Raw genomic sequence first — 24925 nt, forward strand, 5'->3', positions numbered from 1 at the left:
ATTGGAAGCTATTGTGTAATGAAATTTTCGTCAGCCACTATTCCAAAAGCCTTGCCTTTTAATTTGTGGCCAAGAAAAATGCTGTTTTGGGATGAGGAGAAAATGTTCTCCTGAGAAAATCTGAATTTTTCTCCCGGAATAAATAAGCTGATGTTTGCCTTTTCGCCCTCTCTAAGCGGGTAATCCTCAATGCCAAACCTGGCTTTGCCGGAAGTAAGGAATTTAATGGTTTCTTCCGTAGAAAAGATCGTAGCCAAAGCGCCAAATGCCGACTCCAGTCCTATGGTGCCATAACTGGCATTTTCAAACTCTACTTTTTTATGCTCAATATCTATAGGGCGGTGGTCGCTAGTTACCATATCTATAACTCCCTCTTTTAGTCCTTTGCGCAAGGCTTTAATGTCCTTTCCTGTACGCAACGGGGGCAGTACTTTCGCATTGGTATCAAATTCCTGCAGGCGTTCATCAGTAAAAATAAGGTTGTGGATGGCCACACTACAGGTAACATTTAATCCCTTCTTCTTGGCTTCTTTAATAAGGCTAACCGATTTTTCTGTAGAAATAGTGGGAATATGTAATTTGCCGCCGGTATATTCCAGGATGTAAAGGTCACGCGTAATTTGCAATTCCTCTGCAAGGTTCGGAATTCCTTTTAAGCCCAGGGAGGTGCTGTAATAATGTTCATTTACCTGCCCGTTGCCGGCAATTTTATTTTCCTGCGGAAAAGACTGCACAAGGCCTTTAAAATTCTGCGCATATTGCAGGGCAATCTTTAGCAGGTTTGGGTTTTTTACAGCATGCTTATAGTCTCCAAATGAAGCCGCCCCGGCATTTTGCATATCAAATATCTCTGCCAGGTCCACGCCTTCACTTTTTACCGTTAACGCTCCTGTTGGCTTAAGCTTTACCGCATGGCCCCGGGCTGCAGAAATTAATGCTCCAACTGCGCTCCTGGTATCTGTAACCGGGAGCGTATCCGGGTTTAGGCAAATAGTGGTAAAGCCGCTCTTTGCAGCAGTATCCAATCCGTTTTGGAGGGTTTCACGTTCTTCATATCCCGGCTCCCCAAAACTCACACTACTGTCAAACCAGCCCCGGGAGACATGAAGGTTTTTTATCTGAATCTCTTTATCTGCCTTTTCTTCCAGGGATGGGCCAATTTTTTTAATGATCCCATCCTCTATAGATATATCCACTTCTTTGTTGTGAAAATCTGATTGGGTATCGGTGATCTGTACCGATTTTAAGAGTAGCTTCATTTAAGGAATTTTAAGAGGAGCATTTCCAGTAGTAAAAAGACTAATGCAAAAATAACAAACCATTTCCAAAGCGCATGGATTTCAGAAAGGGCATTTTCATTTTCAAAATAAGTATCTAAACCATCAATAACATCTGCGTTTTCCAGAGTTTCCATATTTATATACTGCAGCTCGCTTTCGCTCCTGTTATAGTTATAGCTTAGTTGTTCTATTGTTTCATCACGATACAGAACCTGGTAATTCCCTGCTGTTTCAGGTAAATCATCTGTGGTGATCTGTATCTTTTCTGAAAATGACTGTTGTTGCGGAATAAAATTCTCTTCTTCGGAAGAAATCGTTAAAACTTCATCTTTTGCTGAAGAAACCGGGATATCAATCACATTATTCTTATTAAGCTGATAATATAGTTTTAGCCGCTGAAGTGCCATTCTGCCAATGTTGTAGAAGGTGGGAACCACTAAAGGGGAGTTTCTGAAATTCGAATTTTCGACATTCAGCGCGGCGGTAAAAAGAAAAAGCTGGCCTTGCTGCGTAAGAAAAGCATCATTATTTTGATACTGCAGTGCCATGCTTCCCGGGGAGTTGAGCTTGTAATAAGTATTTACCTTAGGGTACTGGAAATTGTTCACTTCTTCTTCAAAAACAGCATTAAATAAGGGATGGCCAAAGCGAATGCCGGTAACCAGCCTTTCCTGTGCAACCAGGTTTGTGTAGTGTGGTGCCTGTGTGTCCGCTAAAAAAGAATTATAGGAATTAATGTTGCCACTCATGGAAGGTAGCAGAACTACCACCGCACCTTCTTCCATTCTTTTTCCAAGGATTTCTGAAAGGGAAACGGGAATAGATTCCGGTTCTTCAAGAATAATTAATCCTGCCTGGGATAAGGAGTTATAATCTATTCCTGAAAATGAAAAAGTGCTAAGGCTGAATTCCGGCTCAGTATAAATTCTCTTCAGGAATGAATTCCCTTTTTCGGAAAGAAGTACGGTTTGAATAGCAGGGGAGGAGGCAATGTTAAAAAAGAGCTGGTTGTCATACTCCAGCCCATTATCTTCAATTTGAATAATGCCATTGGCAATAAGCTCGCTGGAAAGGCTGAAGCTTAGACTGGCGGTGTCTTTTTCAGCAAAATTAACAGCCGATTTTCCCAGAAGAGTCTTTCCGTTAGAAACGGAAACCGAAATTTGTTCCTCAACATTTCCTGTAGCCGAAAGCAAAACCTGGAGCTTAATTTTATCAGGATCCCTTTCGGCTATAAAGGCAGAATCAAGGCTTATATTTTGAACATTTTCCGGTTGAAGAGGAACAAGCTTTATATCCGCTTCATTCACAAGATCCTCGTCAATTCCCGAACTCTGCTGAAAATCGGAAATCAAGATAAAATTATGATTATCTGCAGGATTATTTTCAAAAAAACCGGCGGCTCTCAGCTTCAGGTTATCAAAATTCATTGCCGTAGCACTATAGTCTATTTCCTGTAGAATATTCCGTATCTCGGCCACATTGGTATTCAGGAAGCTGTCATCATTGGTGAGCAGGTTAAACTTTCCCTCTTCCGGGATATTTTTGAGCAAGCCCTGCACTGCGGCAGGCAACAGTTCCCCGTTTTTCCCAGAAGCCTGCATACTAAAAGAATTATCAAGATAAAACAAGGTACTTTTAGACTGCAATGCTTTTTCAGAAGAAGGGAAATAGGGTTGGGCAAAAGCCAGAATAATGCATGCAAGGGTAAGGCAACGAACAAGAAGGATAAGCCATTTTTTGAGGTGGGAACTTTTACGGGTCTGCCTGCTGATTTTCTTCAGAAATTTTACATTCGTAAAGTCTTCTTTCTGGAAGCGACGGAGCTGGAAAAGATGTACAATAAATGGAATTATCAGTAAAAAAAGTGCATACAGAAGTTCCGGATATTTGAAATACATTCTCGGCGTGAAAGTTTGTCAAATATAGGAAATGAAAACTATTTCCTCTACAGCCGCTTTATTTTAAATTGAAAGGTGCTGCCATGGCCCGGATGGGAAGTCACGTTAATTTCGCCATCCATATTTTCCACCAGTTTTTTTACAGTCGCAAGGCCAATCCCGCTTCCGGGATTACCGTCCCTATCGTTCGCGTCCAGAGTAGTGAAAAGGTCGAAAATTTTGTGCAGATTTTCATCAGAGATCCCATTACCATTGTCTGCTACGGTAAAGCAATAAAATAATTCGGTTTCCCTGAAGCCGATCTCTATTTTTCGTTGATCTTTCTCATTGTACTTAAGGGCATTGCTGATAAGGTTCATGAAAACCTGTGTGAGAGCCGCTTTGTTAACCCGGTGCAAGAGAACATTTTCTGGGTAGGATATCTCAACATCATCGGAAACCTGGTAAAGATCTGCGACCTTTTTAAGCAATTCTTCCAGGCTCACTTCCTCAAGGTCTCGCCGGATGATATGGTCGCTGCGGTAGTAACTAAGAATACCATCTACATAATTTCTAAGGGAATAGGATGATTCTACAAGAAACTGCAGGTATTTTTCTGTATCCTCGTCAAATTTCCCCTGGTTTTCATCTTTAAGAAGCTCTGCAAGAGAGATAATATTGGCTAAAGGTGACTTAATATCGTGAGAAACCACGCTGGTAAACCTTTCCAGTTCTTTATATTTTGATTTCAGTTTGTTCTGAACCTTGTAAAGCCTGTTTTTTTGTTTCCTGAACTCTAACAGGTTCATCGCCTGGTTGGCCAGAGCATGTAAGGCCCTTTCCTGAAAAGGTGTTAATACCCTTGGAACAGTATCCAGGATGCAAAAAACTGCAATAGCATGTCCTCCTTTGTTTAGAAGAGGGATTCCCGCATAAAACTGTAAATTTTTCTTGTAATGCCTGTTTGCTTCTTCAAACTCCTCCAAAGCTTCCTCTTTAGACACAATAAGGTGTTTTTTCTGTTGAAGGACTGATAACTGGCAAAGGGAATCTTTTCTTGGAATTTCCTTTAGATCACTGCCATAAATAGATTTAAACCATATGTTATTTTTATCTATTATGCTTATTTGGGCAATTGGGACATCGCATATCTCGGCTGCAAGAAAAGTAAGTTCATCATAATCGCTGTCTGCCTCAGTATGAACAATGTCATACTCAGAAAGAGCAGCAAGCCGCAAATTTTCATTGGCTGGATAAACTTCAAAATTCATGCGATAAAATCCCTTTTATTTAGATATCTTTTAATTTATGGACATTTAGCTACAAAAACGAAAGATATTTCCGGATATTCAGATTTTTTTTCAAAGTAAAAATACTTTATTTTTTCATCAAAACTTTCGTCAAACCAGAAACTGTGATGTAAATTATTATTAATTTAACAAAAAAAAATCAAACTATCAATTTCATCGCATTTTTGTGTATTAAGCGGGATTTTTTTTGGAATATTGTGTGCTATTTCCGCTTCAAATAAAAAGGCGTTTTAATAGTTTTCGAAGACACCAAGTCCAAAAAGCGCAAAATCATACTTTACAGGATCTGCTTTATCCATTCTTCTTAATGATGAATCCAATTCTTTTAGTGCTTTAGCATCATTGGCCTTTCTCTTAAGCAGGTTTAATTTTCTGGCTACATTTCCGGAGTGTACATCCAGGGGGCAGGAAAGTTGTGAAGGAGAAATATTTTTCCAAATTCCAAAATCCACACTTCCAGCATCGCGCACCATCCATCGTAAAAACATATTAATCCTTTTTGCGGCGGAATTCTTCAGAGGGTCGCTAACATGTTTCTCTGTTCTGGAAAGATGGGGCAATTCAAAAAATATCTTTTTGAACTCGTGGATTGCCGGCTGTAGGGTATCTTTTTCAGCATATCGGGTAAAAACTGGTTCCAAACCCCCGTGGTTAAGATAAATATTTTGAAGTGCTTTTATAAAAAATTTAGCATCATAACCGTTAAAGGTGCGATGTACAAACGGTGAGAATTTTTCAAGCTCACTATCGCTGTGTTTCAGGACAAAATCATGAGGAGCCCGCTCCAGAAGGTCCATTAATTTATTGGCATTGTTGAGAATGCTCTTACGATTTCCCCAGGCGATGGTGGCTGTAAGAAAACCAGCAATTTCAATATCTTCTTTTTTACTGAACTGGTGTGGGATCTGTACCGGATCTGTCTCAATAAATTCAGGAGAATTATATTGTTCTGCTTTAAAATCCAGGAAAGATTTTAGTTCGCTTTTTTTCAAAAATTGGGGTTTTTGATTTAAACAATTTCACCGTCTACCATCGTGAGTTTACGGTCGGCCATATTGGCCAGTTCTTCATTATGGGTTACAATCACAAAAGTTTGGTTGAATTCATCCCGGAGTCGAAAGAAGAGTTTATGCAAATTTTCGGCTGATTCACTGTCCAGGTTGCCTGAAGGTTCATCTGCAAAAATTACCGCGGGATTGTTAATCAGGGCCCTCGCCACTGCAATCCTCTGCTGTTCTCCACCACTTAGCTCACCAGGTTTATGATTTGCCCTGTGCTCCAGGCCAAGAAACTGCAACAGTTCATAGGCGCGTTTTTCAGCTTCTCCCTTGGGTTTATTTTGAATAAAAGCCGGGATGCAAATATTTTCCAGGGCAGTGAATTCAGGAAGCAGCTGGTGAAACTGGAAAATAAATCCGATATGCTGATTTCGAAAACGGGAAAGCTCCCTTGAAGACAGGCCATCTATGTTGGTTCCATTAATTGTTAATTCTGAACCCCTTTCTTTCTCCGGGCGGTCAAGTGTACCTAGAATTTGTAGTAACGTGGTTTTTCCTGCTCCCGAAGCGCCAACTATAGAAACAATTTCCCCTTTTTGAATATGGAGCTTAACCCCTTTGAGTACATGAAGCTCACCATAGAACTTATGAATATTATCAGCTAAAATCATGAATTTTTCTTTGTGGCCCGAAAATTACCCAAATTGTAAGGAACCGGCAATATTAACAACTGAAAGTTAATTAAGGATTCATTATAATCTTCAAAGCAGAAAGGTACAGCATTTGCCAGTTATTACACCATTGATATTATTAATCATTAACTCAGCCGCATTGACTATTAATCAACTAGTTTTGACGAAGAAAAAATACTTTTGAAAATATGGAAGGGAAAAATTTAGAAATTGCAATATTGGCAGGAGGATGTTTCTGGTGCACAGAAGCTGTCTTTCAGCGATTGGAAGGGGTAGAGGAGGTAATTTCCGGCTTTACCGGCGGGACTATTAAAAATCCTGCCTACCGTGAAATTGTCACCGGAAGAACCGGCCATGCAGAGGCTATCGAAATAAAATTTAATCCTGAAAAAATCTCTTTTGAAGAGTTATTGCTGGTTTTTTTCGGCACACATGACCCTACAACCTTAAACAGGCAACAAAATGATGTGGGTACGCAGTACAGGAGTGGCATATTTTATACTTCGGAAGAACAAAAAGAAACCGCTGAAAAAGTAATTGCCTCCCTGGAAAAAGAAGGCGTTTTTAAAGATCCAATAGTTACCGAAGTTACAGAAGCTTCCCCATTTTATACTGCGGAAGTTGAGCACCAGGATTTTTACAACCAGCACCGGCAGCAACCTTACTGCCAGTTTATTATAGACCCTAAAATTTCCAAACTGAAAAAACTTTTTTCAGAAAAACTTAAAAAATTAGATCCAATGTCTTACCGGTATTTTGAAGAATATGACATAGATGTTACTGAAAACCTCAGGAAGAATTTCAAAGAAATTATTGCAGGAGTGGAAGAAGATCCCGGGCGTGAGGGAATAGTAAAAACTCCTGAAAGAGCTGCCAAAGCAATGCAGTACCTTACACAGGGATATGCCATGGATGCGGAAAAAATCCTTACGGAAGCCTTGTTTACTGAAAGTTATGACGAAATGGTGGTGGTAAAGGATATTGAAATTTATTCCCTGTGCGAGCACCATATGCTGCCTTTTTTTGGAAAAGCACATATTGCTTATATCCCAAACGGGAAAATAGTTGGATTGAGCAAATTACCCAGGATTGTAGATGTTTTTGCGAGAAGGTTACAGGTGCAGGAGCGGCTTACACATGATATCCTGGAATGTTTAAACAAAGTACTACAACCCCAGGGGGTAGCAGTGGTAATAGAAGCGCAGCACATGTGCATGATGATGCGGGGTGTACAAAAGCAGAACAGCGCAACCACTACTTCTGGTTTTCGCGGGCAGTTTGAAAAAATTGAAACCCGTTCTGAATTTCTTAAATTAATAAGCTCAGACCTTCAGTAGAAAATGGCATCTTATTTGATTTGAATAAATAAACTGGAAAAATGAAAATTCACAATAAAAGATTATTTATAAAAGGACTCCTTTATGATGCCATTGGTATGGTAAGCGTGGCCATCCCTCTAATTGGCCCTTTTCTTGATATAATCTGGGCACCTTATGCCGCCAGTAAAATGAGTGAAATGTATCCTGGTAAAAAAGGGAAAGTAGCTTCAGTACTGGTGTTTTTAGAGGAGATTTTACCGGGAACAGATGTTATTCCATCTTTTACATTAATGTACCTGTACACTTATGTATGGAAGAAAAATAAAGCTCCGCAACCCAGAGTTATTGAGGTTGAGAGTTATTAAAGTTTGATTTAATTAGTTAGTTTGAAAAGCTGCCTGTGTGTCTTCAGGCAGCTTTTTTTACGATAGCTTTAAATATTCCAGAGCAGGGAGAAGACAATATTCCTTCCAATATTGGAAATCCCGTCCGTTTTTAAACGGGATAAATGAGAGATATAATCTTTGTTAAGCAGGTTATTTCCGCTTATATTAATTTCAACCACCGAATTTCCCAGGTCCAGGCTACCCCCAAGGCCGGCTCCCAACAGGTTGTAACCTTCAGTATCCGTTTCAAAAATGCTAACCCTGTTTTTGTCCATTACACTCTTCAGCCTTAGAAAAGCATATTTATTCTGAAGAAGTTTATCCTGCCCAAATTCAAACCTAAAGGTGTTGGTAAAGGAATTAGCAGGAATGAGGGGTAAATATTCATTTTCAGAAAGTTTCCCGGTCACGGTCTCAAAACTGCTTTCAAAATGAAGCCAGTCCAAAGGATGAGGGTGAAGGTGAAAACCTATTTCACCGCCGTAAAGCCTTGCATTATCCTGAGTATAATAATATACCTGCTCATTGTCTACAATATCAGGGGAGGGGCTTATATAGATATAATCATTTACAGAATTGTGGAAAGCGTTGGCGAAAGCTTCAAAATGTTTGTTTCTCCATTCCAGCGAGAGATCTACCTGGAAATTTTGTTCATTGCTCAAATTGGCATTTCCAACTTCATAGCGGTTTGCGCCGTTGTGGGAGCCGTTAGAAGTTAATTCTGCCAGGTTTGGGGCACGAAATCCGCTGGCAAGGTTAAGGCGGGCAGCAAATTTTCTTAGTGGCTGAAATTTTATGCCGAAAGCACCGTTTATACTGTTGTAATTTTTATCAATTGCGGGCACAGCTCCTTCTTCAGCTATAAAAGACTCGCTTTCAATGCTTCTTTTATCAAAGCGAACCCCTCCCTGGAAATCCCACTTTTCAAGGTGGTAATGAGTGGTTCCAAAGATACCGAAATCAACAGTTTCAGCATTCGGAATTAAGATTTCCTCTCCAAAATTCGAATTGGTCTGCTGCATTCCCTGTATGCCAAAAATTGTTTCGAAATTACCTGTTTTAGGTAGGTTATATTTTAGGTTATAGCTCAGGGTTTGGAGGTGCATTTCCAGGGCAGGATGTTCCCCTGGCGTTTCCTCTTCCTGTTCTTCCTCATCGCCATGGTGATGTTCCTCAAATTCCTTCCTGTTATTAAACTGGTAGCCGATTTTTAAATCGAGACTGGAATTTGCCAAAAACAGCCGGTTATCCAGGCTTACCACGTGATTATCGATTTTCTGAAAAGGTAGCATCAGGTCCTTACTGGTATTCTGCACACCAATTTCTTCAGGAATTCCAATATTGGACCGGTTGTAATTGTAGCGCAGGTCAGCTTTGTATTTGGAATCCTGGTAACCAACTCCCGCTTTTAAATCTTTTTCATTAAACCGGGTGTTGGTGACTTTTAAACCATTTCCGGTTTCATAATCGCTATGGTAGGCAGTGCTTCCACGAAGCAAAAATTTTAGCTTGTTGCCCGAGGTCTGCGCCATAACACTCCCCTGATAGCCAAGGGTATTATTGAAATAATCCCCGCTGGCTTCGGCATGTGTTTCGTTGGCGGCAGCATAAGTTTCAGGATTGAGGTACAGCACGCCACCAATGGCATCGCTCCCGTAGAGCAGCGAAGCAGGACCTTTTATAACCTCTACGCTTCCTATACCTTTTGAGCTGATGCCCAGCCCGTGTTCATCCCCAAACTGCTGGTTTTCCAGCCGTACACCCTGTGTATAAACCAGCACACGATTGGAACTTAAACCCCTTATTACCGGTTTGCCAATTCCAACACCTGTGGTCAGGCTTTCCACTCCGGCCATTTGAGTAATTCCGTCAGCCAGCGTCACCGCTCCTTTTCGGTTTAATTCTGAAACGCTTTCGCGTTCAACCTTCATTACATTTTCACTCTGAAGCTGGTGGAAAGGTGTGGAAACAATAACTTCTTCCATCTCTATTGCCGAAGGTGAAAGCTGAAGTTCTATGGCTTCAGAAGGAATATCTATATTTTTAGAAAAAGAAGTGTATCCTATAGAAGAGACCAGGAGCTGGTAACTTCCTTCCGGAAGATTTTTAAAGCTGAAGTTCCCGTCCAGATCTGTAACTGTACCTTTTTCCAGTTGTGGAAAATATACAGTTGCGCTGAATACGGGCTCTCCGGTTTCTGCATCTGTTACGGAACCGGAAAATTGATTTTGTGAATGCACAAGTGGTGTCACTGCCAATAGCAGCACCAATAAAATTTTAAATTTCATATAATGTTTTTAAATGATTATGTATAAACCTTCCTTTAAAAAAGAAGTGATGCGGATTTATACATTGCACGGTGGACCCCGCAGCTCAAAAGGAAGCTTTTGATAATCACTTAAAAATTGGTAAGAATTAAATACTTTTTTCTCCTGGACCTGGACATCTACAGGTTCAAAACATAAAAATTCCAGTTGCAAAGCAGCTGTTTTGTGAAACTTATAAAGTTTACAATCCAGGGGTTTGGCGTGGTAGTGGTTTTCAGCATAATGATCGCATAAACCATGATCATGACCCATAAAAACATGAAGAAAATTTGCAGTGGAAGGCAGCAGGATTAGAAATGCTGAGGTTATTATTAATATGTTCTTTGCCGCCTTCAATTTATTACCTAAGCAGTTTACCAAGCCCCATCCTGTAAAGCATCTTTTTTTCAAAAGCCCAGAAGAAATTAAATTGGCCAAACAGCCATCCAAAACCTACTAAAAGCACCTGATATATAGGGAAAATAATGAGAATTCTTAGGGTCCAGTATAGAAGCCAATGAGAAGATTCCCGGTAAAGTCCCAGCAACTCCACCAGAGGGCCGGCTAACCTGGCAGATGTGGATCCTGTTACAGCAAAAACCAGGAATATTGCCAGCATTTGCCAATTAGAACTAATATCCCACCGTTCTTTCAGTTTCTTCATGCTGCAAATATATTAAAAATCAGATAGAAGACCTTGCATAGTACCCATATCCAATAGCCAGAAGATGAAATGAATTAATTACTGGATAGAAAAAACCTCAAAGATAATTTAGATTCTTGTAGGGACACTAAATCTCTGGTTGTACTGCCGACTGAAATAAACAAAGTAATTATAAAGGAGATAATTAACCTCGTATCCATAATCAATCTGCGGCTCATAATTGATTTCGTTTACGTATAAATTGGGGTTATAAATTTGAGGCTGGCGAACCCTGCTGTTGTATTCGGATACCAGGAACTGATTTTTGTTTTCCAGATATTGTTGGGAGTAGTAACCTTCAGGCTTCGCGACGGAATTTATAAAAAGGTTAAAACCGGGTTCAATAATTATAATTTCATATTCCAGGCTATCATTAGCAATGCGCACCGTATCATTTTTGGCATTTGCAATCCTGTCTGAACGCAGGTTTCTACTTCCGCCACAGCTATAAATAAAAGCGGCTAACAAAAAAATATAAATCAAGTTTTTCATTAATATTCTTTACGTTTCTTATTTCAAAAAATATTCCAATTCATTTTCCGCCTGTAAAGCCTTTCAGAATACTGTCTCCCTTTTTTTTATTTTTTCCGCCACCTAAAATCATACCGCTAACGTCATCTATTACATTTCCGTCATCATCTTTATCTAATAAACTTTGAACAAAAGAATGATCATGAGCAGCACTGGATCCTAAAACAGAACCGATAAGAGAGGAAAGCCCAGATCCGGAAACATTGTCTTTGCGCTTTTGGCTGCCTAAAAGATTCATAATTACAGGCGCGGCTAATTTAATGATTGTTCCTATGGTGCCCTTTTCCAGCCCAAGAGTAGTGGAGAGGGCAGATTCTATTCCGCTTCTTTTATCACCTAAAATATGATCCAGGATTTTGTTGCCTTCATTATCTACTTCATCCGTATCGGCTTCTGAAAGGTTATTAAGGAGGTGGCCGTTGTGCTTATCAGCTTCCAGGGCGTTGTTCAATTTTTCTGAACCTTTGTCGTCTTCAGCGTTTTTCTTTAAAGCACCAAGGATCATGGGCATTGCCATTCCCAACGCTGTAGTTGCTTTTTCTTTGTCGAGACCGGTCTTTTCGGTAATTTTTCCGATTAATTGATCACCGGTTTTTGTATTTAAAATATCCAGAATAGAAGCCATGATAAAATTTTTATAAGTTAAGACTTCAATTTAGAGCTTTATGATTAAACACAGCGTTAAAGAAATGCTACAGGAAAAATAAACTTTATCCTCATTGCAGGGCGCGAATAATTTTTTCAGCAAGTTCCACACCAGTCCTTTCCCTTGCATCCAAAGTAGCTGTACCAATGCGGGGACTTAAGGATACTTTTTCATTCATAAGGACTTTTATATGGGGAGCAGGCTCGTTCTCAAAAGCATCCAGGCCGGCGAAAGAGATTTTTCCGTTTTCCAGCCCGTCCAGCAGGGCTTTTTCATCAATCACTCCTCCACGGGAGGTATTAATTATGCCCACATCGTCCTTCATGGCGTTAATTTCAACTTCGCCAATAAGAGGTTCTTTTTGCGCGGGAACATGTATACTAATAAAATCGGACCATTTAATGAGCTGATGCAAAGGTTCTGTGCTTACGGGAATGCTAATACTTTGGTGGTTAAAGAAATCCAGCTCAATATTTTCCTCTCTTATCGTTTTGTCACTGGCTATAACTTTCATTCCTAATCCCAGGGCTATCTTTGCGACTTCCTGTCCAGTCTTACCAAAACCAATAATGCCAAGCGTTTTACCTCTTAATTCCCGGCCACCAGCATAGGTTTTTCTTAGTTCCTTAAACCTGGTTTCTCCTTCCAAAGGCATATTCCTATTAGAATCATGTAGGAAGCGTACACCACCAAAAAGATGCGCGAACACCAGTTCTGCTACGGCGGCAGCAGGTGCTTCTGGTGTATTTACCACCTCAATTCCCTTTTTTTCAGCGTACTTCACTTCGATATTGCCAAGGCTTAAGCCGCTGCGGCCAATAACCTTAAGGCTGGGGCAGGCATCTATGAGTTCTTTATCAATTTTGGTGCTACTGCCAATTATAAGGGCAGCAACTTCATTCTTATTAATAAAATCCTGAAGTTGCTCCTGGGCAACCCTGGTAACCAATACTTCGAATCCTGCCTTTTCCAGAATTTCCACGCCTTTTGTTGAGATGCCTTCACTGGCTAATACTTTCATCTTCTTTTCTTTTTATGCTTTCTTTTCTAAATTCTGCATTACATCTACCAGTACCTGTACGCTTTCCAGAGGAAGCGCGTTGTACATGGAGGCCCTGTATCCTCCAACACTACGATGCCCGCTAAGCCCATTGATGTTTGCCTCTTTCCACATTTCATCAAATTTGTCTTTATTGCTTTCATCTGTTAGATTGAAAGTGGCATTCATGGCAGATCGGTCTTCAACCGCGGCAAAACCTTTGAAAAGCGGGTTCCGGTCAATTTCATCATAAACCAATTTGGCTTTCTGCGCATTTCTTTCTTCTACTGCACTTATTCCGCCCCGGGATTTAAGCCAGCGCAGGGTGAGCAGGGAAACATAAACCGCATAAACCGGCGGAGTGTTAAACATGCTTTCTTTTTCTATATGGACTTTGTAGGACATCATAGAAGGTATTTCCCTTTTTACCTTATCCAGTATTTCCTCTTTAATCACCACCAGGGTTGCCCCGGCAGGTCCCATATTTTTTTGGGCTCCGGCATAAATAAGGTCAAATTGGGAAAAATCCAATACCCGCGAAAAAATATCACTGCTCATATCACAAACTACAGGAACTTCAGTTTGCGGAAAAGATTTCATCTGGGTTCCAAAAATGGTATTATTACTGGTACAGTGAAAATAATCGGCATCTTCAGGGATTGAATAATCAGCCGGGATATAATTAAAATTTTTATCTTTTGAAGAAGCGGCTTCTATCACCTCTCCAAAAAGTTTTGCTTCTTTTATTGCTTTGCTGGACCAGGTTCCCGTGTTAAGATAAGCAGCTTTTTTGTTTAAAAGGTTGTATGCAGTCATTAAAAACTGCATACTGGCTCCTCCTTGTAAAAACAAGGCTTTGTAGCCTTTATTCTGAAGGTTTAGAAGCTCCAGGGCGAGGTTTCTGGCTTCTTCTATAACTTTTACAAACGCGGGGCTGCGATGCGAAATTTCCAGAATGGAAAGGCCAGAATCATTAAAATCCAGCACTGCCTGCGAAGCCTGCTGAAAAACCTCTTGTGGAAGTATGCAGGGGCCTGCACTAAAATTGTGTTTTTTCATAAAATGAAAGGGTTGATCATGCCTCACAAAGATGCTAAAATTTGCAAGGAATAGCTATTAATAAACTTCAAATTTGGGCTACAGCTTCAGGAGAAAATCCATGGTGTCAACATCATCGGCGTAATCCCACAATTCCGGATGTTGCGTTTTGCCAAATTCCACTTCATTTTCAGTAAACCCGCCGGAGACCACACACTGCAATTTTTCTTTTTCCTGCTGAAGCTTATTCCGAAGTTCTTCTTCCGAAGTATATTTTTCATAAAACAGCGTGGCGATAGGGGAGCCAAAACTTTCATCTTCCTTCAGGATCAAAAATCCGTTATCCAGCAGTTTAAATTCGCTCATAAGGTAAACGGCTTTATTATAATCGTAATTATTTGAATATTTCGCCTGATTAATAATGTAATTCCAGTTATACATTGCCTTGAAAAAATCATCAAAATCGTAATTTTCTGGAACATAAAGTTTGGAAACATTCCGGCAACCAAGGCCGTAATATCTAAAGATATCTTCGCTTAGCTCCTGGAGTTGCTTTTTACTTTCCTTACCTGTTAAAACGGCTACGGAATTCCTGTTTTTCCTGATAATGCTTGGTTTATCTTTAAAATAGTATTCGAAGTAGCGGGAAGTATTATTGCTTCCCGTAGCAATTACGGCATCAAAATTTTTCATTCTGTCATCAGTAAACCGGATAAGATCTTTAAATTCAGGATTCAGGAAAATCAGATATTCCACCAAAAGTGGCAATAATTGCTTATCGTTACCAGATTGCTTTATCAGGACTTTATGCCCGGCCATAAGTACACATATAAAGTCATGAAACCCCACCAGCGGAATGTTTCCCGCCATAATTACCGCTACAGTTTTGGGCTCTGACTGACCTATAGTGTCGTACCTGCTCAACCATTTTTCAAGATTATCGGGGGTGAGCGCAATACTCCACTGCCGGAGAGCAAAAATTACATTTTCCCGGGTAAACCAACCGTTATAATGAATTGCAGAATCAATTTTTTGATTCATCCTATTGAAAAATTCTTCTTTTTCAGAATCTATTTCTGGAATTTCTTTAGAAGAAAGCGGGAATTTCCCCATGAATTTTCCAAGTTCTGCAAAATGTGATTTTCTTTCGTGGAATGTCATGCCCTTATTTGGTTATGAATTTGATTGACGTTAAATTTGTGCAGCGAAATTAAAATTTCCAATTGGGAAAAACTATTGAATTTCTGAAAAGCTGTGGAGTTTTGATTTCTATTATAATTTACAAATAAAATGAGCTATGGCAATTGTAATAACTGATGAATGCATAAACTGTGGTGCCTGCGAACCGGAATGTCCAAATACCGCTATTTATGAAGGAGCTGACGACTGGAGGTATGCAGATGGAACCGATCTTGAAGGAGATGTGGTTCTTCCAAATGGAAAAGCTGCGAATGCCGAAGAAGCACAGGAGCCGGTAAGTGATGAGATCTATTATATAGTACCAGATAAATGTACTGAATGTAAAGGTTTTCACGAGGAACCTCAATGTGCTGCGGTATGTCCCGTAGATTGCTGCGTGCCGGATGATGAGCATGTGGAAAGTGAAGAGGAATTATTAGCTAAGCAGCGTTTTATGCACGAAAGCTAGAAGGATATTTACATATCTGCAAGATAAAAAGCCCGTTTCCATGAGAAGCGGGCTTTTTTATTTCTAAGAATTCAGGTTACCGCATATCTTAATTCGGTACGGTATGCAGATGGGGATTTTCCTGTAAATTTCTTGAACTGCTTATTAAAATGGCTGAAATTGTTGAAACCGCACTCAAAGCAAACATCGGTAATGCTCATTTGTTTTTCATGCAGGAGTTTCGCGGCATGTACCAGCCGGTATTCATTTACGAACTGCGTAAACGTCTTTCCTGTAATCCTTTTAAAATAACGACAAAACGCCGGCACCGTCATGCTTACTTTATCGGCTATTTCTTCGAGGCTGATGGGCCGCTTATATTCCTGTTTTACAAAATTAAATACCACATTTATCCGGTCATTATCCTGAAGTTCGGTTTCCAGGAGAAAACCATGAGCATTTAGAACAGTATAATTCTCAGCCTCTTCAAGCATTTTCAAAATATCCAAAAGACCCAAAAGCCTGTAGTAGGTATTCTTTTCTTTAAGAGCTTCAATTTTTTTTCCAATGCCGCGCTTGGTTTCCCCATGAAAGACAATTCCTTTTCGGGAGCGGTCAATAAGCGACTTAATGCCTTTCATTTCAGGAGTGTCGAAAAACCCTTCTCCCATAAAATTTTCTTTAAGCTGAATAACGGTTTCCGCTTCATGAGCGGTAAGGCTGTCAGTAAATCCGCAATGGGGCAGGTGAGGGCCAATTAAGATAAGGTCTCCGTTACGATAATAGGAAAGATGGCTGCCAATCTGCCTTTTTCCTGTTCCTCCATTTACATATACCAGCTCAATTTCCGGATGATAATGCCAAAAGGTATTGCTGTTATTTTGATGATCCTTATTATAGGTCTTATAAGTAATTGAGCTCCCAAAGGCTGGTTCTACTTTCTCAAAAGCCGGTTTAGATAATTTTTCCATAATCCCAATTTTTGTTGAATATAATGTAATTTCATTTTATAACCTATTTATGCACGAAATTAACTACAATATATGCTATTTAAACCTGTTAATTAACCAGAGGTTTAACTAATGGTAATTTTAGACATATTTATGCATATTCAGCATTTATCTGCATTCAAATATCAGCCTATATTTGTTTTAGTAATTATTAGTGAATTAACATTATTAACAATTAAAACTAAAATTATGAAGTATGCATTTAGATTAGTAATCGTTACTCTATTACTAGGTATTAGTTTTAACGTTAAAGCAGCCGATGACCTGGCTGTAAAGGTGAAAGAAAAGACAATTCTTGTAGAAGTAGGAAACTCTTATGAGGAGGGAACATTATCTTTACAGGATGAACAGGGAAGGGTGCTTTTTAAAGATGGCCTTATGGAAGATGGATCTTATTCAAAAGCATTGAACCTTGCTGATGCTCCAATGGGCATTTATTTCCTTCAATTTGAAAACAAGTATCACATTTATACAAAAGTGATTACGAAAAATGAAGAAGGAATACATGTTGAAGACAAAACATCAGAAATTACCTTTAAACCAACTTTTAAGGTAGAAAATAAAAAAGTGATGTTTTCTCTGGCAAATCCTACAGAGGGAGTTGCGAAAGTAAAAATTTACAATTCGCTTGGGCAACTAATGGCCACTACGCAAGGTAAAGGAGCTGTGGTTACAAAAACGATCGATTTTAAGAATGTTCCTGATGGGGAATATAGGATTGAAATCAATACTAAAAAGGATCATTTCTTTAAAACAGTGAATCTTGGCTAATTCTTAGTTTAAAAATGAAATTCCAGAGCGCCCGGCATTGCCGGGCGCTCTTTTTTATAGAATATTTAAAAATTTTGACGATATTGCTTCGAAAGTAACTGAAATAGTAGTTTGATGTAAAGAAAGGCAAATACATTTTTTGTTTAGAACCACTAACAGAATAGGTATCTCTCGTTCTTTTATATTAGATACATCTATTAATTTTAATTTTATGAGACTTAAGCTCAATCTTTCCTGGTTAGCCATTGCCGCCCTGTCGCTGTTTTTTATACAGTGCAGGAATACCAACAAAAGTGAAAATGAACCTGCAGAAGAAACTGCCCAAAACAAAAATGTTGTGATCGAAAAATCTGATTATGGTACCACTCCCGATGGGGAAAAAATAGAAATGTATACACTTTCGAATAGTAATGGGATGGAAGTTCAAATTATTACCTACGGTGGCCGCATTACCAAACTTACCGCGCCCGATTTAAATAACAATTATCAGGATGTGGTTTTGGGTTTTGATTCTATTGGTCAATATTTGGAAGAAAACCCTTATTTTGGAGCAATTATTGGCCGGTATGGGAACCGTATTGCCGGGGGCAAATTTTCCCTGGACGGGGAAGAATACACATTACCACAAAATAATGGAGAGAATACCTTACATGGAGGCGATAAAGGTTTTGATAAAGTAATATGGAAGGCAACACCTTTGGAGGGAAAAAATGCCTTAAAACTGAGTTATACAAGTAAGGATATGGAGCAGGGCTTTCCGGGACAACTCGAAACCACTGTTACTTATGAACTTAAAGATGATAATTCCCTGAACGTGGAATATAAAGCCACTACAGATAAAAAAACCATCGTTAACCTTACGCAACATTCCTATTTTAACCTTTCCGGCGATTTCAGCAAAGACATTCTGGACCATAAGGTTGAAATAAACGCCGATGAATTTATTCCTGTTAATGAAAACCTTATTCCCACAGGTGAGATAAGAGACGTGCAGGGAACTCCCTTCGATTTCAGGGAGGCGCAGGCAATAGGGAAAAATATCGAGGCTGAAAATGAACAAATATTAAGAGGTAATGGTTACGATCATTGCTGGGTCCTGAATGAGCAGGACAGTGGAGTAAGGTATGCTGCTTCAGCGTACGATCCAGATAGCGGCAGATACCTGGAAGTTTATACAGATGAACCCGGTATGCAATTTTATACCGCAAACTTTTTGAATGGAACTTTGCCTGCAAAAGGCGGCGGAACATACGGCAAAAGGACAGGCTTCTGCTTTGAGACACAACATTATCCCGATACTCCTAACCAGGAAGGCTTTCCTACAGTAGTATTAGAACCTGGTGAAACATATACTTCCAATACAAGTTTCAGGTTTTCGGCAAAGTAAATACACCGGTATATACTTGAAAGGAAAGGAGGGAAGGATAATACTTTTTACCAACTTAAATAAAGAAGCCGTCTTTTTACTTGTTAAAGACGGCTTCTTTATTTTCTAAAGCTGGCGAACAATATCCCTATCTTTTCTTCAGGTAAATTACTCCCATAGGAGGCAGGGTTAACGCAAGGGAATGATCTTTCCCGTGAGCCGGCAAGGCTTTTGCCTCTATATCTTCACGGTTTCCAACATTGCTCCCACCAAATTGTTCATCATCGGTATTTAAGATCTCATACCATTTTCCTTCAGAAGCTACACCAATCCTATAGTTTTCCCTTGGTACGGGAGTAAGGTTACAAACCACCATTACATTATCTTTTTCATTTTCTCCTTTTCTGAAGAAACTAATGATACTGTTTTCAGCATCATTAATATCTATCCACTCAAATCCTTCACTTTCAAAAGCTTTTTCGTAAAATGCAGGTTCCTGTTTATAAATATTGTTTAGAGCTTTGAGGGTAGCCTGTATTTTTTTATTCAGTTCATTATCAGTTTCATGCCAGTCCAGGCTGGAGTCATGATTCCATTCTGTTTTTTGTGCAAATTCGGCTCCCATAAACAGCAGTTTTGTTCCGGGATGGGCATACATATAGGCGTACAGGCTTCTTAAATTCGCGTATTTATTCCAGTCGTCCCCGGGCATTTTGTTATAGATCGCCTGTTTTCCATACACAACTTCATCATGTGAAAGCGGAAGCATAAAATTCTCGGTAAACGCGTAATTTGTACTGAAAGTGATCGTATTCTGATGGTGTTTCCTATGTATAGGATCTTTCTGAAAATACTCCAGGGTGTCGTGCATCCAACCCATCATCCACTTCATTCCAAAACCAAGTCCGCCAATATAAGTGGGTTTGGACACCATGGGCCAGGCTGTGGATTCTTCAGCAATGGTCATAATATCTGGATGTTCGCCATATACTACTTCATTGAATTCCTTTAGAAAACTTATCGCCTCCAGGTTTTCATTTCCGCCGAATTCATTAGGCTCCCATTCTCCGTGTTTCCTCGAATAATCGAGGTAGAGCATAGAGGCAACGGCATCTACACGCAATCCATCCGCATGGAATTTATCCAGCCAAAAAAGCGCGTTGCTTATCAGGAAGGAACGAACTTCATTTCTTCCGTAGTTGAAAATATAACTCTGCCAGTCTGGGTGGAATCCTTTGCGGGGATCGGCATGTTCGTAAAGAAATGTCCCATCAAAATAATGCAACCCGTGCAAATCTGAAGGGAAATGCGAAGGTACCCAGTCCAGGATAACTCCAATTCCCGCCTTATGCAGCGATTCTACCAGGAACATAAAATCCTGCGGACTGCCATACCTGCTGGAAGGCGCAAAATAACCCGTTACCTGGTAACCCCAGGAACCAAAAAAAGGATGCTCCATTACCGGCATAAACTCCACATGAGTAAAGCCCATTTCTTTCAAGTAAGCTGGCAGATCTTCAGCAAGTTCACGATAGGATAATGAGCGGTTATCTTCCTCGGGTTTTCTTTTCCAGGAACCTACATGCAATTCATATACTGAAACCGGCTTACTTTTTTGTGCATTTTCGCTGCGCTTGGTCATCCAGTCTTTATCATCCCAGGAATTCTCAATGTCCCATACCACAGATGCTGTTTGAGGGGGAGTTTCCCAGCGGAAGGCGTAAGGATCACCTTTTTCAGCTTCATAACCATTGTTGGATTTTATAAAATATTTGTAAAGGCTTCCCTGTTGAGCTTCCGGTATAAAAACTTCCCATATACCTGAATGGTCAAAGCGTACATTCATGGGATTTTTTCCGCGGTCCCAACCGTTAAAATCTCCTATAACTGAAACCTTCTCTGCATTTGGCGCCCAAACGGAAAAATAAACACCTTCTTTACCGTTGTGATTTACCGGGTGTGCCCCAAATTTTTTGTATAAATGGTAATGTTTTCCTTCCTTAAAAAGATGCACATCATAATCTGAAAATAAAGAAAACCATTCGGGTTCTTCTGCAGGCTTTTCCCCGGTTCCTGCTTCTTCTCTTTCTTCTTTGGGCAGGACATTGTCTACCGCTTTTTTAACAGTCTTCTTTACCTTTTCCTGGTCTGGAAGAATATCTTTTGCTGTATCGGCTATTTTTTTCTGGGTTTCTTCGTCGGGCACTACTTTATCGGCAATCCCTTTCATTGTGGAAGAAATATCACCGGCAGTAGATTTAGTTTCTTTCTTTGAAGCTGTTGTTTTGCTTGTTTTAGCTTTAGCAACTTTTTTAGTTGAAGTGTTCCCGGCTTTCGAAGTTTTCTTTGTAGCAGAAGCTTTAGGCCTGGTTGTTTTCTTAGCTGTTTCTTTTTTTTCTGAAGCTGTTGTTTTTTTGGCTGTTGTCTTTTTAGCCCTGGCCGGTTTTTTATCTCCGGCAGCTTCCTGGGTAGCGCTGGAAGATGCTTTTTTCTTCACCGTCGCTTTCCCGGTGGTTTTATTTTTTGCACCCACCGTTTTTTTTGTACCCGCTGCAGATGTTGGTTTTTTCTCGCCAACTCCTTTTGGCCCTTTTACTTCACCTGAAGTATCTGCGCCTTTAGCAGCCTTAGCTGTTCCGGTTTTAGCTTTTGATGTTATTTTCTTGTCTTTATCTGTAGTTTTATTTTCTTTCTTTGCCATCTCTATACCTCCCTATAATTGATTTTATGCCCCGTAGTGGAATTAGTACCCAGCCGGGACGGTTGTTTAGTTCGTAATTAAGTTCATATACTGCTTTTTCAAGCAGAAAAGTATCCATCAGGATATCATAATCTTCCTGATCTTCAGGGATAAAATTATTTTTCCCCACGTTTTTGGAATATCCCTTTAAATAAAGCCTGGTAACGTAGTAATACCAGGATTCTGCCCAGTCTTCCAGGTCACCCTCTTTTCTTTGCTGATCGAATTCCGGTTCCATTATGGTGCTGTAGGCGGCATAATGGAAAGATCTTACCATTCCTGCGACATCCCGTAATGCAGATCTCTTAAGCCTTCTTTCGCTGAATGCACGGGCAGGCTCTCCTTCAAAATCTATGATTATAAAGTCCTTACCTGTCCAGAGAACCTGGCCCAGGTGATAATCACCATGTGTCCTGATTTTCATTACCGGAATTTTATGCGCGAAAACTCTTTTAAAGCATTTTAGCACATCGCTTTTCATATCCAGCACTTCTTTAGCTTCGGTCTTTACTTCTTCCGGAAGATTTTTCAAATTCTTCTGAAGGTTGGTAAAACTGTTCCTCGTTAAGGATTGTAAAGAAGAAAACAGGGAGCGCTGGTAGTGAAGTGAAAACTCTTCATGCTCAAAATCTTCTTCCTCAGGATGAGCGGCCAGGGCTTTATGCATTTCTGCCGTACGCTGTCCCAGAAGCGAAATACGTTCCGGAAAGATCGCGCCCATTAAATCCTGCATATCCGTTGGAATTTCCTTAAAACTTAACGGAATGGTAAGGTCCTGTTTTGCAGGTAGTAATTTGATTTCTTTAGAACGCGTCATCACGTTCTCGTAATACCTGTTAATGGCATCTTTGGTATAATCCCATGCATCTCCCTGGTTGGGAATTAAGTCCTGCATCATCCCCAGAACAATTACGTTCCTTGCTCCCGATTTAAATTCCAGTGCGCCGCGGAACCTGGAGGCATTTTCATAATCTGTTTTTTCAGAAAGATACCTTGTGATCTCCAGGTCGGGATTAATTGTATTGTCCAGTTTCCGGTAAAGCTTCAGGAAATATTTATTATCAAAAATCAATGAAGTATTGCTTTGTTCAGCGTTAAGAATTTTTGAATTCAACGTGTCCGAATCAATTTTTACTTCTTCATCTCCATGGTAAAAGTTCAGGCTTTTCTTTCCACTGCCGAGACTTTTATTCTTTTTGATATTATTGAAAATGGCATTTCTAAATTCCTCGTTATAAACGGCATCAAATAAAATACCTTCTTCTTTTCCTACTGTTAACCTGGTGATAACTGCCTTTTCAGGAATTTCCCTTATTTCTTCTTCTTTGTGATACGGAACAAATGCCATAGGAAGCTGGTAAACCTCCGGAAGGCCGTCATTATAATTTATTTCAATGGTAATAAGCGTGGCCGGCAAATCTTTTACCGGAATATCTATTTTGTTATTTACAGAAATATTCTGGATAACCCTGGATTTCCCTCCAAACCACCTGCAGGAATTTAGGTAAACAGGCAAGACTTTAGTCTCAAGTTTTGTCTGCACTTTCATTTCCAGCAGTTCACTCCATTCCTTCACTTTTAATGCAGGAACATCGGCTTTTTCGCTTTGCTCCCTGTCTTTCTCAAGAACAAACCAGTAATAGCCGTGAGGCCCCATTGTAAACAGGTAAGGTTTTTCAGAAATTCTGGGGAATTTATTGTGGCTGAAAACTTCAATTGGGGTGTAACCTTCATAATCCTCCAGCTCCAATTCAGCAGCTTGTGGAAACCTGGAAAGGTTACCAAGAATTAGGATGTCTTCATCTTCATACGTACGGGTATAGGCGATAATCTTGGAATTTGAAGGAGATAAAAATTTAATATCCCCGCGCCCAAAGGCTTTAAACCTCTTCCGCATTCCAATAATCCGCTTCATCCACCAGAGCAGGGAAGAGGAGTTCATTTGTTGCGCTTCCACATTTACCGCCTCATATTTATACTCCGGATCTATAATAGCCGGTAAATAAAGTTTTTGTGGGTTTGCTGAAGAAAAACCTGCATTCCTGTCTGCAGTCCATTGCATGGGGGTTCTTACACCATCCCTGTCTCCAAGGTAAAAATTATCTCCCATCCCAATTTCATCTCCATAATAAATTACCGGGGTGCCGGGAAGGGAAAACAGCAACACATTCATCAATTCAATTTTGTTGCGGTTGTTTTCCAGTAAAGGAGCCAGCCTGTGGCGAATTCCAACATTTATTTTCGCCTGTGGATCTTTGGTGTAAACTTTATACATATAGTCCCGCTCCTCATCGGTCACCATTTCCAGCGTTAACTCATCGTGGTTCCTTAGGAAAATTGCCCACTGGCAGGTATTTGGAATGTCGGGAGTCTGGTCTATAATATCGATAATGGGATAGCGGTCTTCCATCTTAACCGCCATAAACATCCTGGGCATGATAGGGAAATGATAATTCATGTGGCATTCATCTCCATCCCCGAAATATGCTGCAGAATCTTCCGGCCACATATTCGCTTCAGCCAATAGAAGTTTATTATCGTAGTTTTTGTCAATATGCGCCCTTAATTTTTTCAGGAACTCATGGGTTTGCGGTAAATTTTCGCAGTTGGTATTTTCCCTTTCAAATAAATAAGGGACGGCGTCCAGCCTAAAGCCATCCACGCCCATTTTACACCAGTAATCCATTATTTTGAAAACCTCTTTTTGCACCTGTGGATTATCAAAATTCAGGTCTGGCTGATGGGAAAAGAAACGGTGCCAAAAATACGCCTTTGCCACGGGATCCCAGGTCCAGTTGGAAGGCTCGGTATCGGTAAATATAATCCTGGCATCTTTATATTTCTGCGGGTCGTCACTCCAAACGTAGTAATCCCGGTAATCGGAATCTGCCGGCGCCCTTCTTGCACGTTGGAACCATGGATGCTGATCTGATGTGTGGTTGATAACAAGCTCCGTTATAATTTTGAGTCCGCGTTTATGGGCTTCTTTTATGAGCTTTTTAAAAACCTTTACATCGCCATAAGAAGGGTTAATGTTGTAGTAATCTGCAATATCATAACCATCATCTTTTAGAGGGGAAGGGTAAAACGGCAAAAGCCATATGGCTGTTACGCCTAAATCTTCAAGATAATCGAGCTTTTGAAGCAGGCCCTGAAAGTCCCCAATTCCGTCACCATCACTGTCATAAAAAGCTTTTATATGTAATTCATATATCACTGCATCTTTATACCAATGCAGGTTATCATCAATATTTATAGGTTCACTCATAACTCTATTTTGGAT

At 40.0% G+C, this 24925-nt stretch carries 21 protein-coding genes and 1 pseudogene; 7 read left to right on the top strand and 15 right to left on the bottom strand.

Annotated elements, in window-relative coordinates:
- Positions 1-8: 8 nt before the first annotated feature.
- The 5 genes from RM553_RS14495 to RM553_RS14515 all read right to left on the bottom strand — a co-directional run bounded on the left by RM553_RS14495 (position 9) and on the right by RM553_RS14515 (position 6139).
- Positions 9-1259, bottom strand: coding sequence for a dihydroorotase (locus RM553_RS14495; protein ID WP_311535663.1), 1251 nt, complete (start codon positions 1257-1259; stop codon positions 9-11).
- Entirely contained in the window at positions 1256-3181 is a 1926-nt protein-coding gene (locus RM553_RS14500) for a BatA domain-containing protein (RefSeq protein WP_311535664.1), read from the bottom strand. The genes RM553_RS14495 and RM553_RS14500 overlap by 4 nt, the downstream gene beginning before the upstream one ends.
- Before the next feature lie 47 nt (positions 3182-3228).
- Entirely contained in the window at positions 3229-4431 is a 1203-nt protein-coding gene (locus RM553_RS14505) for a sensor histidine kinase (RefSeq protein WP_311535665.1), read from the bottom strand.
- Between the two features lie 269 nt (positions 4432-4700).
- Complete coding sequence (locus RM553_RS14510) at positions 4701-5462, bottom strand: TIGR02757 family protein (protein WP_311535666.1); 762 nt, start codon at positions 5460-5462, stop codon at positions 4701-4703.
- A gap of 17 nt (positions 5463-5479) precedes the next feature.
- A complete protein-coding gene (locus RM553_RS14515) occupies positions 5480-6139 on the bottom strand; it encodes an ABC transporter ATP-binding protein (protein WP_311535667.1) in 660 nt (219 codons plus the stop codon).
- A gap of 209 nt (positions 6140-6348) precedes the next feature.
- Here RM553_RS14515 and msrA point away from each other — a divergent pair.
- From msrA to RM553_RS14530, 3 genes and pseudogenes are all read left to right on the top strand, one after another.
- Positions 6349-6888 (top strand): annotated as a pseudogene (msrA, locus tag RM553_RS14520) (peptide-methionine (S)-S-oxide reductase MsrA); the annotation flags it as partial.
- 12 nt (positions 6889-6900) lie between these two features.
- Positions 6901-7497: a GTP cyclohydrolase I FolE gene (gene folE / locus RM553_RS14525; RefSeq protein WP_311535711.1), complete on the top strand. Its 597-nt coding sequence runs from the start codon at positions 6901-6903 to the stop codon at positions 7495-7497.
- A gap of 41 nt (positions 7498-7538) precedes the next feature.
- Complete coding sequence (locus RM553_RS14530) at positions 7539-7844, top strand: hypothetical protein (protein WP_311535668.1); 306 nt, start codon at positions 7539-7541, stop codon at positions 7842-7844.
- Positions 7845-7912: 68 nt separating this feature from the next.
- Here RM553_RS14530 and RM553_RS14535 read toward each other — a convergent pair whose 3' ends face one another.
- The 7 genes from RM553_RS14535 to RM553_RS14565 form a co-directional block, all read right to left on the bottom strand.
- Positions 7913-10153, bottom strand: a complete 2241-nt coding sequence (locus RM553_RS14535) for a TonB-dependent receptor (RefSeq protein ID WP_311535669.1) — start codon at positions 10151-10153, stop codon at positions 7913-7915.
- A 379-nt stretch (positions 10154-10532) separates the two neighbouring features.
- The gene (locus RM553_RS14540) at positions 10533-10835 is read right to left on the bottom strand and encodes a DUF6787 family protein (RefSeq protein WP_311535670.1); all 303 of its coding nucleotides are present in this window, start codon (positions 10833-10835) and stop codon (positions 10533-10535) included.
- A gap of 108 nt (positions 10836-10943) precedes the next feature.
- The gene (locus RM553_RS14545) at positions 10944-11366 is read right to left on the bottom strand and encodes a DUF6146 family protein (RefSeq protein WP_311535671.1); all 423 of its coding nucleotides are present in this window, start codon (positions 11364-11366) and stop codon (positions 10944-10946) included.
- A gap of 40 nt (positions 11367-11406) precedes the next feature.
- A complete protein-coding gene (locus RM553_RS14550; protein WP_311535672.1) occupies positions 11407-12030 on the bottom strand; it encodes a DUF937 domain-containing protein in 624 nt (207 codons plus the stop codon).
- 91 nt (positions 12031-12121) lie between these two features.
- On the bottom strand, positions 12122-13072 hold the full coding sequence (locus RM553_RS14555; RefSeq protein WP_311535673.1) for an NAD(P)-dependent oxidoreductase: 951 nt from the start codon (positions 13070-13072) through the stop codon (positions 12122-12124).
- 12 nt (positions 13073-13084) lie between these two features.
- On the bottom strand, positions 13085-14149 hold the full coding sequence (gene serC / locus RM553_RS14560) for a 3-phosphoserine/phosphohydroxythreonine transaminase (RefSeq protein ID WP_311535674.1): 1065 nt from the start codon (positions 14147-14149) through the stop codon (positions 13085-13087).
- Positions 14150-14227: 78 nt separating this feature from the next.
- Complete coding sequence (locus RM553_RS14565; RefSeq protein WP_311535675.1) at positions 14228-15289, bottom strand: acyl-CoA reductase; 1062 nt, start codon at positions 15287-15289, stop codon at positions 14228-14230.
- Positions 15290-15425: 136 nt separating this feature from the next.
- On the opposite strand from RM553_RS14565, the gene RM553_RS14570 reads away from it, so the two are divergent.
- Positions 15426-15776 carry a 4Fe-4S dicluster domain-containing protein gene (locus tag RM553_RS14570; protein WP_311535676.1) on the top strand — a complete coding sequence of 117 codons (351 nt, stop codon included), beginning with the start codon at positions 15426-15428 and terminating at the stop codon, positions 15774-15776.
- Positions 15777-15847: 71 nt separating this feature from the next.
- On the opposite strand, the gene RM553_RS14575 is transcribed toward RM553_RS14570, so the two are convergent.
- Entirely contained in the window at positions 15848-16726 is an 879-nt protein-coding gene (locus tag RM553_RS14575; RefSeq protein WP_311535677.1) for an AraC family transcriptional regulator, read from the bottom strand.
- 111 nt (positions 16727-16837) lie between these two features.
- Between RM553_RS14575 and RM553_RS14580 the strand changes: the two genes are divergently transcribed.
- Together RM553_RS14580 and RM553_RS14585 are read left to right on the top strand one after the other, a co-directional pair.
- Positions 16838-17536 (top strand): T9SS type A sorting domain-containing protein, encoded by a 699-nt coding sequence (locus RM553_RS14580; protein WP_311535678.1) that lies wholly within the window; start codon positions 16838-16840, stop codon positions 17534-17536.
- 211 nt (positions 17537-17747) lie between these two features.
- On the top strand, positions 17748-18923 hold the full coding sequence (locus RM553_RS14585) for an aldose epimerase family protein (RefSeq protein WP_311535679.1): 1176 nt from the start codon (positions 17748-17750) through the stop codon (positions 18921-18923).
- 127 nt (positions 18924-19050) lie between these two features.
- On the opposite strand, the gene glgB is transcribed toward RM553_RS14585, so the two are convergent.
- Complete coding sequence (gene glgB, locus RM553_RS14590; RefSeq protein WP_311535680.1) at positions 19051-21132, bottom strand: 1,4-alpha-glucan branching protein GlgB; 2082 nt, start codon at positions 21130-21132, stop codon at positions 19051-19053.
- Position 21133: 1 nt separating this feature from the next.
- On the opposite strand from glgB, the gene RM553_RS14595 reads away from it, so the two are divergent.
- Positions 21134-21625, top strand: coding sequence for a hypothetical protein (locus RM553_RS14595; RefSeq protein ID WP_311535681.1), 492 nt, complete (start codon positions 21134-21136; stop codon positions 21623-21625).
- Here RM553_RS14595 and treS read toward each other — a convergent pair.
- Positions 21584-24910, bottom strand: coding sequence for a maltose alpha-D-glucosyltransferase (gene treS, locus RM553_RS14600; RefSeq protein ID WP_311535682.1), 3327 nt, complete (start codon positions 24908-24910; stop codon positions 21584-21586). The genes RM553_RS14595 and treS overlap by 42 nt on opposite strands.
- Positions 24911-24925: the final 15 nt, after the last annotated feature.

Origin of the sequence: Autumnicola tepida, assembly GCF_031846485.1 — a bacterium.
In the GTDB taxonomy this organism is placed as follows: domain Bacteria; phylum Bacteroidota; class Bacteroidia; order Flavobacteriales; family Flavobacteriaceae; genus Autumnicola; species Autumnicola tepida.